We start from the raw sequence: 12,902 nt of genomic DNA on the forward strand, positions 1-12,902 counted from the left end.
ATGGGTTCTCACACCTTCACGGTCAACGGTGAGAAGGTCACCGTCGACGTCGAGGACGACGTCCGGGTGCTCTGGGTCCTGCGGGACCTGCTGGGGGTGACCGGGCCGAAGTACGGCTGTGGCATCAACGTCTGCAAGGCCTGTACGAGCCACATCAACGGCAAGGCGTTCAACCCGTGCTCGGTACCGGTGGGCGCGCTGTCGGAGTCGGACGAGATCACCACGATCGAAGGTCTGGCCACGGGCGACGAACTGCACCCGATGCAGCAGGCCTGGATCGACAAGGACGTGGCGCAGTGCGGGTACTGCCAGCCCGGCCAGATCATGGCGGCGATCGACCTGGTGAAGCGCTGTTCGGCGGAGGGCCGTTCGATCGACGACGAGGCGCTCGACGGGATCCGCAACATCTGCCGGTGCGGGACCTACCGCCGTATCCGTGAGGCGATCAAGGCCGGCGCCGACGGCATGTGAGGGCACGCGCCCGCCGCACGGAGTCCGGGCGGCGGGCGCGGTCACTTCGGGAGACAGCGGCCTTCGGTTCGGTCGGCGTCGACTGAATCACTCGGACGAGTGGCATCGCCTTCGCTGGAGTAGCCGCATCCTGCGGTCTTTGTGACGGCGAGTCATCCGCATCTGCGGGTAAGGGGACCCTGAACGCCAAGTCGTTGACCTGCGAAACAACGGATGTCCAACAGTCCGGCCCGCGGAGTTCGCACGACATCTGGCGCGCGTGCCGACGCGTAACCGTCGAATCAGGCACGTCGTTGATCGCCCGAATGCCCGCGGACGTCCCCGCTCCCCGCACCGGACGTCGCCGCCGGGTCGTGCACCGCAGCACAGTCGGAGAGGACAACGATGCCCGCTCATAGCGCCACCGCCCCCGAGCGCCCGGCGTCCGGAGACAACCGCAAGAACGTCAGCCGCCGGCGGTTCCTCGGCTATCTCGTCGCCGCCCCCACGCTGGTCGTCGCCGCCGAGATCGGACGCCAGACCTGGCTCCCCGGTGTTCCGCAGGCCAACGCGGCCGCGATCCCGTCGCCGCCCCTGCCCGCCGAGCTCTACGACCTGCTCGACCTCATCCGTGACTCCGCGCGCCCGACCGCGAACCTCATCCGCATCGAGGTCAACCGCGCCGGCACCGTCTCGTTCGCCCTGCCCCGGTCGGACAACGGCCAGGGCATCATCACCTCGACGCAGATGATCATCGCCGAGGAGATGAACCTGGACCCGGACCAGGTGATCGTGACCCTGGCCGACGCCCGCCCGGAGCTGGTGTTCAACCAGCTCACCGGCGGCTCGACGACGACGTTCTCCACCTACACCCCGATCCGGGTCGCGGCGGCGCTCGCGCAGAAGCGGCTGCTCGACGCGGCCGCGAACGAGCTCCGCCAGGACGTCAACGTGCTGCGCAGCCGGCAGGGGCTGATCACCGGCGCCAACGGCGAGGAGCTGCCCTTCGGGGAGCTGACCGAGCTGGCCTCCAGCTCGGTGAACGAGGCGGTCGACGTGGTCCTCAAGGACCGCGAGGAGTTCACCGTCATCGGCACCCCCCGGACCAAGTCCGACGCGCGTGCGATCGTCACCGGCAAGAAGAAGTTCCTCGCCGACCTGCAGATCCCCGACGCCCTCCCGACCGTCATCTGCCGCGGGCCGAACCTCAACTCGGCTCCGCTCGGCGTCAACAACATCGACGAGGTCCGCCGCATGCCCGGCGTCACCGACGTCGAGCAGGTCCCGAGCGGTGTCGCCGTGCGGGCGAAGACCTTCGGCCAGGCCGTCGACGCGGTCAACGCACTCGACGTCGACTGGGACGGCGGAACCGTCGAGGGCGAGAACGACGAGTCGGTGCTGGCGGCGCTGCGCCGTGGCGAGCTGCCGCTGGCCGTCCCGCAGGCGCTCGGTGAGACCGTCGAGGGCGACTTCACCTTCTACTTCCGCAGCAACTCCGCGCTGGAGACCAATTGCGCGATCGCCGACGTCCGTGACGGCTCCGCCGAGATCTGGGGGCCGTCGAAGTCCCCGATCGCCGCGCAGGCCGAGATCGCCAAGAAGCTCGGGATCGCCCAGAACGCGGTGACGGTGCACGTCACCGAGGGCGGTGGCTCGTTCGGCCGCCGGCTGTTCTTCGACGGTCTGGAGGAGGCCGCCGAGTGCTCGAAGGCGTTCGGCAAGCCGGTCAAGCTCATCTGGACCCGCGCCGACGACTCCCGTCAGGGACGGACCCACCCGATGGCCACCTGCCGGGTGCGCGCCCAGGTCAGCGGGGACGCGGTCAGCAGCTTCGAGATCCGGCACACGAGCGTCGCGACGGAGATCAACCCGGGCCTGTCCGAGGCGATCACCGCGGCGGCGAACAAGGCGCCCGGCGGCAACCTGACCGTCTCGGAGAGCATCTACCTCACGACGCAGACCAACCCGTACAACGTGGGCGTCGCGACCTCGCTGCTCAACGAGGTCGACATGCGCTTCAACACCTGCTCCATGCGCAACATCTACTCGCCGGACACGGCGACGGCACGCGAGCTGATGATCGACCAGGTCGCGGCGAAGATGGGCAAGGACCCGTACGAGTTCCGGTCGGCCTACACGAAGCTCACCCGCTGGAAGAACGTCGTCGACCGGGCCGCGAAGGAGGCGGACTGGGGCAAGTCGATGCCGAAGGGCACGGCCCAGGGCATCGCGATGCACGTCGAGTACAAGGGCGTCGCCTGCGCGGTCGTCGAGCTCGACTGCCGGCCGGAGACCGTCGACCGGAAGATCCGTTCGGCCCGCACCGGCCCGCGTGTCACCAAGGTGACCTATGTCGTCGACGGCGGACTGATCATCAACCCGCGTGGCTTCGAGGCCCAGATGATGGGCGGCATCAACGACGGCATCGCGATGACGCTGACCGCGGGCCTGCACCTGGTCGACGGGCACTTCGTCGAGGCGAGCTGGGACAACTACTTCTACACCCGGCAGTGGAACACCCCGCCCGAGATGAACATCGTGCTCATCGAGGACTCGGAGGCCCCCGAGCCCGGCGGTGCCGGCGAGTTCGGCGTCGCCGCGACCTGCGGCGCGATCGCCTGCGCCTACGCGCGCGCCACCGGCACGGTGCCGACGCAGTTCCCGATCCTGCACAACGAGCCGCTGCCGTTCGAGCCCTACCCGACGATCCCGCCCGTGCCGCCGTCGCCGACCAACGGCCTCGCCTTCGCCCGCTGAGGAGACTGACATGCCTTCCCACACCTTCACGGTCAACGGCGAGAAGGTCACCGTCGACGTCGAGGACGACGTCCGGGTCCTCTGGGTCCTGCGGGACCTGCTGGGCGTGACCGGGCCGAAGTACGGCTGCGGGATCAACGTCTGCAAGGCCTGTACGAGCCACATCAACGGCAAGGCCTTCAACCCGTGCTCGGTCCCGGTCGGGGCGATCTCGGAGTCCGACGAGATCACCACGATCGAGGGGATCGCCGACGGCGAGAAGCTGCACCCGATGCAGCAGGCCTGGATCGACCACGACGTCGCCCAGTGCGGGTACTGCCAGCCCGGCCAGATCATGGCGGCGATCGACCTGGTCAAGCGCTGCTCGGCCGAGGGGCGCTCGATCGACGACGAGGCGCTCGACGACATCCGCAACATCTGCCGGTGCGGGACCTACAACCGCATCCGGAAGGCGATCAAGGCCGGCGCCGACAACATGTGACGCCGCCGCGGCGAGTGCCTACGCCGCACCACTCTAGGCCGTTAGTGTGAACGGCCAGCTCCCCACACCGAAGGACGGATTCGATGCAGAACCGGATGCGACGCTCCCTCATCGCCGTCGGCGCGCTCGCCGCGGTGGCCTTCCCGCTGGCCGGGATCGCCTCGGCCGACACGGACACCGACGCCGAGCACGGCTACCCCAGCACGCAGAGCCCGACCCAGGGCCTGGACGCGGTGCTGGAGACCACCGACACCCTCGGTTACGGCTTCTTCGACTCGGCCGACGCCGTCTCGTCGAGCAACCGGCCCGACGGCGTCAACGGCACCGACACCGAGATCCCGCAGGCCGACCCCCGCTTCGTCGAGGGGCCGGCCGGTGGGCTGCTGAAGGACGGACCCTTCGAGTAAGGGGCTCCCACGGCGGCGGGGCCGGTACTCCTCACGGGGTGCCGGCCCCGCCGTCGTTCCCGGGTCGGTGCAGGCCCGTCAGTGCAGGACCTTCAGCCCCACCACACCCGCGACGATCGCGAGCAGGCACAGCAGCCGCGCCGTCGTCGCCGGCTCGCCGAGGGCCGCCATGCCGTAGAGCGCGGTGCCGACCGCGCCGATGCCGACCCACACGGCGTACGCGGTGCCGACGGGCAGGTCGCGCAACGCCAGGGCCAGCCCGGTCATGCTCAGAGCCAGCGCGCCCGCGAACAGCAGCGACGCGCCGAGCCTGCTGAACCCGCGGCTCTGCGACAGCGCCGCGGCCCACACCGTCTCCAGCACACCGGAGACCACGAGGTAGATCCATGCCATGACGAGCTCCCTTCCGGAGGGGATGCGTCGTCTTGGCGTTCCGGGTACGGCGCGTCTCGTCCGGGGAGCCGCCGGGGGGCGGTCCGGTACCAGGATGGCGGAGCGCCGCGCCCGGGTCGAGCGATGGTGACCGGTCGGACCGGGACCTACGCTCGCCGGGTGCGTCTGCTCGCCGTCGTCGCAGGGTTGTGTCTGTTCACCGGCGGGATGATCATGCTGCCTCCGTGGCTCCAGTACGCTCTTCCCGATCCGGACGCCCAGCCCTACGTGTACTACCTCCCGCCCGGGGCCCCCGATCCGCCCGGTCCGGACCTCACGTGGCCGATCCTGGGCTCGGTGCTGTTGGGCGTCGGTCTCCTCTGTGGGGTGACGGCGTTGCTGTGGTGGGTCTTCCGGCTGATCGCCCGTCTGCGCTGACCGCCGGGGCGTCGGGGAGGACGGGCCGACACGGCCACCAGGAGCGGACCCACCGCGCCATCCTGCCCGGGAGCCCGCTGTGGCCTACGGTCGCCGGCATGCTGGTCGTGGGATCGGTCGTCATCCGGGTCGACGATCTGGCGGAGCAGATCCGGTTCTGGACCGCGGCCCTGGACTACGAGCTGCGCACCCCCGTCGACGACGACTTCGCGCTCCTGCGCCCCCGCGACGGCCGCCCCGGCCCGAACGTGTCGCTCGACGTCGCGCCGTCCGAGCGGGTCCTGCCGCCGCGCATCCACCTGGACCTGTACGCCGAGGACCAGCAGGCCGAGGTCAGGCGCCTGGTCGCACTCGGCGCACAGGAGGTCCCGTGGCGCCACCGGCCCGCCGACGCCGACTACGTGATCATGCAGGATCCGGAGGGCAACCGGTTCTGCGTCGTCGACGGCGGGGGCGGGCCCGCGTCGTCGGGAGCCTGATCGGGAAAGGGGTCGACGTCGGTGGCCGGTCGGCGGAGGCTCTCGTCGTGGACCATCGACTGCTCGCCTTCGCCGCCGCCGCGGCGGTCGTCATCGCCATCCCCGGACCCAGCGTCGTGTTCACCGTCGGTCGTGCGCTCGCGGCCGGCCGGTCCGCCGCGCTCGCGACGGTCCTCGGCAACGCCGTCGGTGTCTTCCTGCAGGTGGTCGCGGTGGCCGTCGGCCTCGGGCAGCTCGTCGCACAGTCCGCTGCCGCGTTCACCGTCCTCAAGCTGGTGGGGGCCGCCTACCTCGTGTACCTGGGGATCGCGGCGTTCCGGCACCGGCACGACGTCGTCCGCGCGATGCATCGCTCCGCTGAGGGCCGGCGCATCGGCGCGGCCCGCAGCGTCGTCGACGGCCTGGTGGTGGGTGTGCTGAACCCGAAGTCCGTCGTCTTCTTCGTCGCGTTCCTGCCCCAGTTCGTCGACGTGCGTGGGCCGGTCGGCACGCAGATCCTGCTGCTGGGGGCGCTCTTCGTCGCCATCGGCCTGGTGCTCGACAGCGTGTGGGCCCTCGCCGCGGGATCGGCCAGGGACTGGTTCGCGTCGTCGCCGAGGCGGATCGCGGCGGTGGGCGGTGCCGGTGGGCTCGCGATGATCGGTCTCGGCGTCGGGGTGGCGGCGACGGGGTCGTCGCAGTAGGGCGGCTACCGGCCGAGGCCGACCACGACCCCGAGCACGACCAGCGCGAGACAGATCGCGGCGTTCAGGACCGGGTGCTCGGCCAGGATCGCGACGAACTCGCGCAGGGTGGCGCTGGGCCGGTAGTAGCGGGCGGTCGGCGCGCCGACGACCTGGCCGTTCACCCCGACCCGGCGGGCGGTGAGCGCGGCCCGGAACGCATGGAAGTCGTTGGTGACGATGACGCAGCGATGGTCGGGCAGCCGTTCGGTCATGAGCGCCCGGCTGAACTCGAGGTTCTCCTGCGTCGTCCTCGACCGGTCCTCCCGCAGGATCTTCTCCGACGGCACGCCGCGGGCGACCAGGTAGTCGGCCATCGCGACGGCCTCGGCGACCGGCTCGTCGGGACCGCGGCCACCGGAGGTCACCAGCATCGGGTTCCCGCCCCGCTCCCGCTCCTGGTCCCACAGGGCGGCCCCGCGGTCCAGACGGGCGGCGAGCAGCGGCGGCACCGCACCGCGGATGAGCCCCGACCCGAGCACGACGACGAAGTCGACGCCCGGGCGGACCCCCAGCCGCCCGTAGACGAAGGCGTAGGCCAGCAGGCTGCACAGCAGGAACCCGAGGTAGGCCGCGAGCAGCAGCGCCGCGAAGGTCAGCGCCGTCAGGAACCGGTTCTCGACGCGCACCATGATCGGGACGAGGACGACGACCGCGAGGCAGGCGAGCCCCGCGAGCAGGGACAACAGGTTCGCCGGCCGCCGCCCCTCCCGCCGCATCATCACGACGCCGTTGACGAGCAGGAAGCCCGTCAGCACGAGCACGCCCACGATCAGCAGCGCCGCGACCACCACCGTCACGGGCTCGATGACGCCGATGTCGAGCCGGAGGAGCTGGGCGAACACCGCCATCAGGAGCAGGACCGTCGCCGTCCCGCCGAGCAGCGCGTTGCGGAACCGTCGTCGCTCGACGAGCACCCCGACCACGCACAACGTCGCCGACAGCGCGGCCAGGGTGAACAGGACACCGGCGACCGTCACCGGGCCACCCCCAGCCGCATCCCGTCGGACGGGCGGTCCGTTCTCCGCACGTGCTCCTCGCCGGTCACCGGTCCTCCTCGTCGCGACGGCTCTGCACCCGAGCCGTGGCTCATCCGATCATGACGCCCGGCCGTCCGACTGGAGGGAGCTCCGCGCGTCCGGGTGGCCGCCGTCGGCCTGTGTCATCCGTACCGGGGTCCACCAGGAGATGCTGCGCAGCACCCACTCCACCGGCCCGTACCGGAAGCGCCGCAGCCACCAGCGGCTCGCGACCACCTGGACCACCAGGATCGCCGCGGCGAACGGCAGCAGGACGCGGTAGCCGCCCGGGCCGGAGAACGCCGGGACCATGGTCAGCAGCAGGACCAGCAGTGTCGCCGAGAGGTAGTTCGTCAGCGCGAGCCGCCCGAGCGGGGCGAGGACGGAGGAGACCCACGGCCCGACCGGGGACGCCGTCAGCAGGACGAGGGCGCTCGCGTAGCCGACGGCCATGACGAGCCCGGCGGTCGAGGACACCTGGTCGAAGCCGCTGTTCTCGATCGTGTCGACCTGGATGCTCAGCAACGGCACCGCAGCGACGACGGCCCCGGCCAGCACAGCCGTCCACGCGGCCCGGTTCGGTGCCGCGATCTGGCGGTGCAGGCCGTAGCGGGCGGCGGCGAGGCCGAGCAGGAACAGGCCGGGGATGAGTAGCAACCCACCGCTGGTGAACGTGAGCGCCACGCCGATCGCGACGGCTCCGCCGAGCGCGATCACCGGCCGCGGCAGCCAGGAGGCCGGGAGGAGCACGACGAGGCCGACGATCGCGTACGGGAGCAGTGCCTCACCGGGCTGCAGGAGCTGGTGTGCGGCGCCCAGCACACCGAGCGCGAGCAGCCGGCGCAGCAGCACGAGCCACGGCCGGGCGGTCCGCCCGGCCGCTCCGTCCAGGATCAGGGCGGTGCTGAGTCCGAACAGGAACGAGAACAGCGGGAAGAAGCGTTGGTGCGCCGTGACCTCGAGCCACTGGGGCAACGCGCCCTGCCAGGAGCCCGGAAGGGACGGCAGCCCGGCGATCGCGATCATGTTGACGGGGAGGATTCCGCACAGGGCCAGCCCGCGGAGGGCGTCGAGGGCCTCGACCCGGTCGGTCGAGGTCGGGGGTGCTGGGGCGCTCAGGTCTGGTCGGTGCACCCGTCCAGCATGGCGACCGCGCGACGCGGGCGGATCGGCCCGGAGACCGGTTCCGCCCGCGGGGAATCGTCCTTTCGGCCGGGTCACTGCGGTGGGAGCCTCGGACGATGTCGGCATCCCGCGTTCCGCTCCTGCGCTGGCAGTTCGACCTGACGTGGGTCCTGTTCGAGTACCACCTCGAGCGGCTCGACGACGACGAGACCCTGTGGCGGCCGGCGCGTGTCTGCTGGACGGTGCACCCGTCCGACGACGGGACGTGGCGGCCCGACTGGGCGGACTCCGAACCCGACCCGATCCCCGTCCCGACGATCGCGTGGCTCACCTGGCACATCGGCTGGTGGTGGTCGGTGACGACGGACCATCTGCGTGGTCGCACGCCGCCCGACCGCGCCGACGTGGTGTGGCCGGGTGACGCCGCCGCCACCGTCACCTGGATGCGCGCTCTGCGTGACGAGTGGACGCAGGTCCTGGACGGACTGTCCGACGACGACCTGGCCGCGGAGGCCCCGTTCCCGTGGCAGGGGGATCCGGCGATGACGGTCGGTCACACGCTGGCCTGGGTGAACACCGAGCTCGCGAAGAACGCCGCGGAGATCGGGCAGCTGCGGCTGGTGCGCGCGGCCGGCCGCTGAGGCGATCCGTGCGGTCAGGCCCTGCGGCCGCGGAATCGTGCCGACGTCGGCCCGTGTTCATCACAGCGGTGCCTGGTGGCCGGTAACGGGCAATGAGGTGTTCTCAGTAGCGGGGTGGCAGGTCGTGGCGACACGCCGAGGGTGGTGAGATGAGCGGGAACGGGGCAGGACCCCGGTAGATCGGTTCGGTCCAGCACAGATCGACACCGTCACCGAGGTCCTGCATGTCTGATCCTGTCACCTACACCGCTGTCCTCCCGATCGGGGAGCGCACCGTGGCCTATCTGGCGCGGCTCCTGGTCCTTCAACGCCGTCGACGTGGCACCCGGCGGCGGGCGTTGACCCCGTTCGCCCAGGCAGTGCTGGTGATCCGCTGGTTCTGTGATGCTACCCGGGTCCGATGTTCGGCCGGTGACAACGCGATCAGCACTGCAACGGCCTACCGTTACCTGCACGAAGGCATCGACGTCCTCGCCGCGGCCGCACCCGGCCTGCACGGAGCCCTGCTCGCCGCCCGCACAGCCGGGCACACCCACGTGAATCTCGACGGCACCCTGATCGCCACCGACCGGTGCCGCGCGCTCGGCCTCACCCCCGGGGTCGACCTGTGGTGGTCGGGCAAGCACCGCCGCCACGGCGGGAACATCCAGGTCCTCACCGCACCTGATGGATGGCCGCTATGGACCAGCGACGTGCGGCCGGGCCGCGAGCACGACACCCGCTGCGCCCGTACCCACCCCGGGCTGCTCGAGGGCCTGGCCGCGTTCACCGACGACACCCACGCCGCGCTGGGCGATCTGGGCTACGAAGGCGAAGCCGACCGGCTCACCGTGCCCATCAAACTCGCCCCCGGCCGCGGGCAGACGGTCAACCAGCGCACCGTCAACACCCTGCACTCAGCCCTTCGTGCTCTGGCCGAACGCGGAAACGCCCTGCTCAAGACCACCTTCGCCGCGTTGCGGCGAGTCACGCTATGTCCCTGGCGCACCGGCGCGATCACCGCAGCTGCGCTCGTACTACTCCACACCGAGTACGACCGCACGACATGATCAACCCGCTACTGAGAACACCTCACTGTCCTCCACGCACCCGGCCCGCTGGTGATCTCCTCGCGGCGCAGGCTCGTCCCTGCCGGGCCGAGGGGTGGGGTGCAAGGTACGGGGTCCAGCCTTGCACCCCACCCCTCGGGCTGGCTGCCGTCTCGGTGCGCCGCGAGGAGATCACCAGCCCCGCCGCCCCCCCCTGATCTCCGAGCGGTGCCGGGTTCGGGCGGAGCCCGGCCGCCGGAGGCGCTGTCTGGGGTCACTCCTGGATGTAGCCGGTTTCGGGGTCGATCATGCTGAGGAAGCCGCGGATGGCGTCGTGGAGTTCCTCGGTCGTCGCTGGTCTGCGCCCCGATCCGAACTGGGAGAAGCCGTAGTCCGGGTTCGGTCCGGTCTCCCAGGCGAAGTCGTAGGTGCCTGGCGCGGCGGGGCGTGGTCGGACGGTGAACCGCTCGCCGTCGACGACGAGGGCCCTCGGTCGCTCCTGCTCCCAGATCCGTCGAGCGTCTGCGTCTGTCATGACCGGATCGTCTCGGATAGGCGCTGCTCGGTGGGGAGGGGCCGGGTAGCCGAGCCACGGCGCCGCGAACGGGCCGGAGGTGTAGTGAGCGAGCGACGGGGCCGGCGTGGCCGGCCCCGCGCCGCCGGAGGCGGCGCCTTGATCCCCTAAAGGCAAATTCGGCAGTCGAGGTGTGCGGTTGCGAGTCGAGGTGACCGTGATGCCTCCCGAGTGGTTACCGGCAGGCCGAACCCTCGCTTGCCGCACTTTGAATGATAGGCAGTACCATAGGTCCTAGATGGTCTGCAAGAGTGGAGGCCCAGGGCTCCTGGCGGGGACAGGGTCTCTGTCAACTTCGCGGGAGGTGTTGGATGCTTGGTCTGATAGTGCGCTTTAACTTGAAGGATGCCGAGGCCGCGCAAAAGTTTGATGCCCTGGTGGCGGAAATAAGCAGACAGGTCGAGTCCTCGGAGCCGGGCACTCTGCTCTACGTGGTCAACACCGTAGAAGGCGCACCTCTCTCGCGCATCTTTTACGAGGTGTACGCAGACGGCGACGCGTTCGAAGCGCATGAGGCGACCGAGCACATCAAGTATTTTCTCAACGAGCGGGAGCGGTACATTACAGACTTGCGGGTGGAATTCGTCACTCCGGTGAGCGGAAAGAATCGTCCCGATGTCCGGTGAAGAATCTAAGAGTTTTGGACGCCGGGTTGCCTTTCTTCGCAAGAAGCTCGGCTATTCGCAGTTGGAGTTCGCCCGGAAGGTGGATCGATCGGAGACCTGGCTGAGCCAGGTTGAGCGGGGCGTGCGACAGATCGACCGCCTGTCGGTGCTGGAACGGCTCGCGGCCGCCCTAGAAGTCTCAGTGGCGGAGTTGGCGCCGGAGAAACCGGCTGTGACTGCCGTCGCCGAGAAGTCCTCGGCTGCATCCACACTGGCTTTGACACTTGCTTCCAGCCCCGCGCTGCGCGCGATGGTTAACCTGCCAGGCATAGTGGACCTGGCTGAGGTCGAGCGGCGAGCGGCGCAGGCGTGGGAGCTGACTCACGCTGCGAGGTATGATGCGTTAGCTGATCTGCTCAGTGGCTTGGTGGCGGATGTTGAGGCTGTCGAGAGACAGACTGCGGGCGACGAGCTGGCGCGTGCCCGTCGGACACGGACGCGAGTTTACCTCGCTGCCGGTGGTGCGTTGGTCAAGCTCGGCGAATTCGGGGCCGCTTGGGTAGCGATTGACCGTGCCGCGACGGCGGCGGGCCTGGCCGGGGACCTTCTCCTTCTCGTGGAATGCAGGTTTCGCCTCGCTATCGCTTTCCTGGCTGCGCGACGTTTCGATATGGCCTTCCAGGTCGCGGACACAGCAATCACCGCCTTGTCGGACCGTGTGGCCGTTGACACCCCCGACGTTGCCGCGCTCTCTTTGTTGGGAGCTCTGCACCTCCAGCTAGCGGTGACTGCAGCCCGGACCGGCGATGGTGACAGCGCGTACAGCTACCTGACCGTCGCTCGTGCGACGGCGGAGCGCGTCGGGGAGGGACGCAACGACTACAACACGGAGTTCAGCCCGACGAACGTCGAGCTACACGAGGTTGCCGTGGCCGTTGAGCTAGGAGACGCGGGCCGCGCGTTGAGAGCGGCAAGCGGACTTGACGCTACTTGTCTCTCGGTCGAGCGCCAGGGGCGACTCTTGATCGATGTCGCCGCGGCGAACGCACAGCTTCGCCGCCCCGACGCCGTGATAGCGGCCCTGATGCAGGGCCTTGCGGTCTCGCCCGAACAGGTTTCATCGCATGCCCGTGCACGGACCCTGGTGGCTGACCTCCTGCGCGATCACGGCAATAACTCCAGCGTGAAGGCCTTGGCGAGGCAGATCACCGCGAGCTGACCCAAACCCCGACAGCGACCCGCACTTAAGGTGTTGACTCGTACTATTAGTGTCGGTACCGTGTGCCTGGTGACGGGAGATGCCTGTCATCCTGACGAGGGAGCCCGACATGGCACGGAGTAACAGGTTTGTGGTGGCGATGGGTGATGTGTTCCCGCGCGGCGCGTTCGTTGTGTCGGAGGTGGAGGCGGTGCGGGACTTCGACAAGTCTTCGCCGGGGCGTCCGGTGCAGCAGGTGGATCGGGAGTCGGGGTTGCCGGTGTGGTCTGTGTCGGTGCTGGATGCTGATCCGGAGGCGCGGCGGTCGGAGAAGACGGTGGTGGTGAAGATCGCGGCGGCGCATCAGCCGGTGCCGCCGGAGGCGGCTGGGGGGTTGCCGTTCCGGCCGGTGGAGTTCGACGGCCTGACGGTGACTCCGTATGTGCAGGAGTCGGGTGGTCGTCCGGGTGTGGCCTACAGCTTCCGCGCGGCGGGGATGCGTTCCCCTGGTCCGCAGCGTGGGCAGGCGGGCAAGAACCAGGACGCGGCCTGACCGGGTGTGGTGTGGAGGAGCCCGTTAGTGGCGGGCTCCTCCACGAGGTCTTC

At 69.9% G+C, this 12,902-nt stretch carries 16 protein-coding genes and 1 riboswitch; of the genes, 12 read left to right on the forward strand and 4 right to left on the reverse strand.

The window, feature by feature from the left end:
- The 4 genes from Ae505Ps2_RS08625 to Ae505Ps2_RS08640 all read left to right on the forward strand — a co-directional run bounded on the left by Ae505Ps2_RS08625 (position 1) and on the right by Ae505Ps2_RS08640 (position 4,095).
- Positions 1 to 471, forward strand: a complete 471-nt coding sequence (locus Ae505Ps2_RS08625; protein WP_075553547.1) for a (2Fe-2S)-binding protein — start codon at positions 1 to 3, stop codon at positions 469 to 471.
- Positions 472 to 855: 384 nt separating this feature from the next.
- On the forward strand, positions 856 to 3,207 hold the full coding sequence (locus Ae505Ps2_RS08630; RefSeq protein WP_075553548.1) for a molybdopterin cofactor-binding domain-containing protein: 2,352 nt from the start codon (positions 856 to 858) through the stop codon (positions 3,205 to 3,207).
- A gap of 10 nt (positions 3,208 to 3,217) precedes the next feature.
- The gene (locus Ae505Ps2_RS08635; protein WP_020623427.1) at positions 3,218 to 3,688 is read left to right on the forward strand and encodes a (2Fe-2S)-binding protein; all 471 of its coding nucleotides are present in this window, start codon (positions 3,218 to 3,220) and stop codon (positions 3,686 to 3,688) included.
- Positions 3,689 to 3,783: 95 nt separating this feature from the next.
- Positions 3,784 to 4,095: a hypothetical protein gene (locus tag Ae505Ps2_RS08640; RefSeq protein WP_139318857.1), complete on the forward strand. Its 312-nt coding sequence runs from the start codon at positions 3,784 to 3,786 to the stop codon at positions 4,093 to 4,095.
- 78 nt (positions 4,096 to 4,173) lie between these two features.
- On the opposite strand, the gene Ae505Ps2_RS08645 is transcribed toward Ae505Ps2_RS08640, so the two are convergent.
- Positions 4,174 to 4,488 carry a multidrug efflux SMR transporter gene (locus tag Ae505Ps2_RS08645; RefSeq protein ID WP_075308904.1) on the reverse strand — a complete coding sequence of 105 codons (315 nt, stop codon included), beginning with the start codon at positions 4,486 to 4,488 and terminating at the stop codon, positions 4,174 to 4,176.
- A 21-nt stretch (positions 4,489 to 4,509) separates the two neighbouring features.
- Positions 4,510 to 4,575: riboswitch (guanidine-III (ykkC-III) riboswitch) on the reverse strand.
- A gap of 72 nt (positions 4,576 to 4,647) precedes the next feature.
- Between Ae505Ps2_RS08645 and Ae505Ps2_RS08650 the strand changes: the two genes are divergently transcribed.
- From Ae505Ps2_RS08650 to Ae505Ps2_RS08660, 3 genes are all read left to right on the forward strand, one after another.
- Complete coding sequence (locus Ae505Ps2_RS08650) at positions 4,648 to 4,905, forward strand: hypothetical protein (RefSeq protein ID WP_139318856.1); 258 nt, start codon at positions 4,648 to 4,650, stop codon at positions 4,903 to 4,905.
- A 98-nt stretch (positions 4,906 to 5,003) separates the two neighbouring features.
- A complete protein-coding gene (locus Ae505Ps2_RS08655; protein WP_075308900.1) occupies positions 5,004 to 5,384 on the forward strand; it encodes a VOC family protein in 381 nt (126 codons plus the stop codon).
- Between the two features lie 47 nt (positions 5,385 to 5,431).
- Entirely contained in the window at positions 5,432 to 6,067 is a 636-nt protein-coding gene (locus tag Ae505Ps2_RS08660) for a LysE family translocator (RefSeq protein ID WP_075308898.1), read from the forward strand.
- A 5-nt stretch (positions 6,068 to 6,072) separates the two neighbouring features.
- Here the strand turns inward: Ae505Ps2_RS08660 and Ae505Ps2_RS08665 are convergent, their stop codons facing one another.
- The gene (locus Ae505Ps2_RS08665) at positions 6,073 to 7,086 is read right to left on the reverse strand and encodes a YdcF family protein (RefSeq protein WP_075308896.1); all 1,014 of its coding nucleotides are present in this window, start codon (positions 7,084 to 7,086) and stop codon (positions 6,073 to 6,075) included.
- Between the two features lie 117 nt (positions 7,087 to 7,203).
- The gene (locus Ae505Ps2_RS08670; protein WP_212567619.1) at positions 7,204 to 8,259 is read right to left on the reverse strand and encodes a DUF418 domain-containing protein; all 1,056 of its coding nucleotides are present in this window, start codon (positions 8,257 to 8,259) and stop codon (positions 7,204 to 7,206) included.
- Between the two features lie 107 nt (positions 8,260 to 8,366).
- Here Ae505Ps2_RS08670 and Ae505Ps2_RS08675 point away from each other — a divergent pair, with 107 nt between their 5' ends.
- Entirely contained in the window at positions 8,367 to 8,891 is a 525-nt protein-coding gene (locus Ae505Ps2_RS08675; RefSeq protein ID WP_075308894.1) for a DinB family protein, read from the forward strand.
- 224 nt (positions 8,892 to 9,115) lie between these two features.
- Complete coding sequence (locus tag Ae505Ps2_RS08680; protein WP_075553319.1) at positions 9,116 to 9,940, forward strand: transposase family protein; 825 nt, start codon at positions 9,116 to 9,118, stop codon at positions 9,938 to 9,940.
- Between the two features lie 253 nt (positions 9,941 to 10,193).
- Here the strand turns inward: Ae505Ps2_RS08680 and Ae505Ps2_RS08685 are convergent, their stop codons facing one another.
- Positions 10,194 to 10,454, reverse strand: a complete 261-nt coding sequence (locus Ae505Ps2_RS08685) for a hypothetical protein (RefSeq protein WP_075334099.1) — start codon at positions 10,452 to 10,454, stop codon at positions 10,194 to 10,196.
- Between the two features lie 350 nt (positions 10,455 to 10,804).
- Between Ae505Ps2_RS08685 and Ae505Ps2_RS08690 the strand changes: the two genes are divergently transcribed.
- From Ae505Ps2_RS08690 to Ae505Ps2_RS08700, 3 genes are all read left to right on the forward strand, one after another.
- Complete coding sequence (locus tag Ae505Ps2_RS08690; RefSeq protein ID WP_075334100.1) at positions 10,805 to 11,119, forward strand: antibiotic biosynthesis monooxygenase; 315 nt, start codon at positions 10,805 to 10,807, stop codon at positions 11,117 to 11,119.
- Positions 11,109 to 12,317, forward strand: coding sequence for a helix-turn-helix transcriptional regulator (locus tag Ae505Ps2_RS08695; protein ID WP_075553549.1), 1,209 nt, complete (start codon positions 11,109 to 11,111; stop codon positions 12,315 to 12,317). Before Ae505Ps2_RS08690 ends, Ae505Ps2_RS08695 begins: the two co-directional genes overlap by 11 nt.
- Positions 12,318 to 12,426: 109 nt before the next feature.
- Positions 12,427 to 12,849 (forward strand): plasmid replication, integration and excision activator, encoded by a 423-nt coding sequence (locus Ae505Ps2_RS08700; RefSeq protein WP_075554205.1) that lies wholly within the window; start codon positions 12,427 to 12,429, stop codon positions 12,847 to 12,849.
- Positions 12,850 to 12,902: the final 53 nt, after the last annotated feature.

Source organism: Pseudonocardia sp. Ae505_Ps2, assembly GCF_001932425.1.
GTDB lineage: Bacteria > Actinomycetota > Actinomycetes > Mycobacteriales > Pseudonocardiaceae > Pseudonocardia.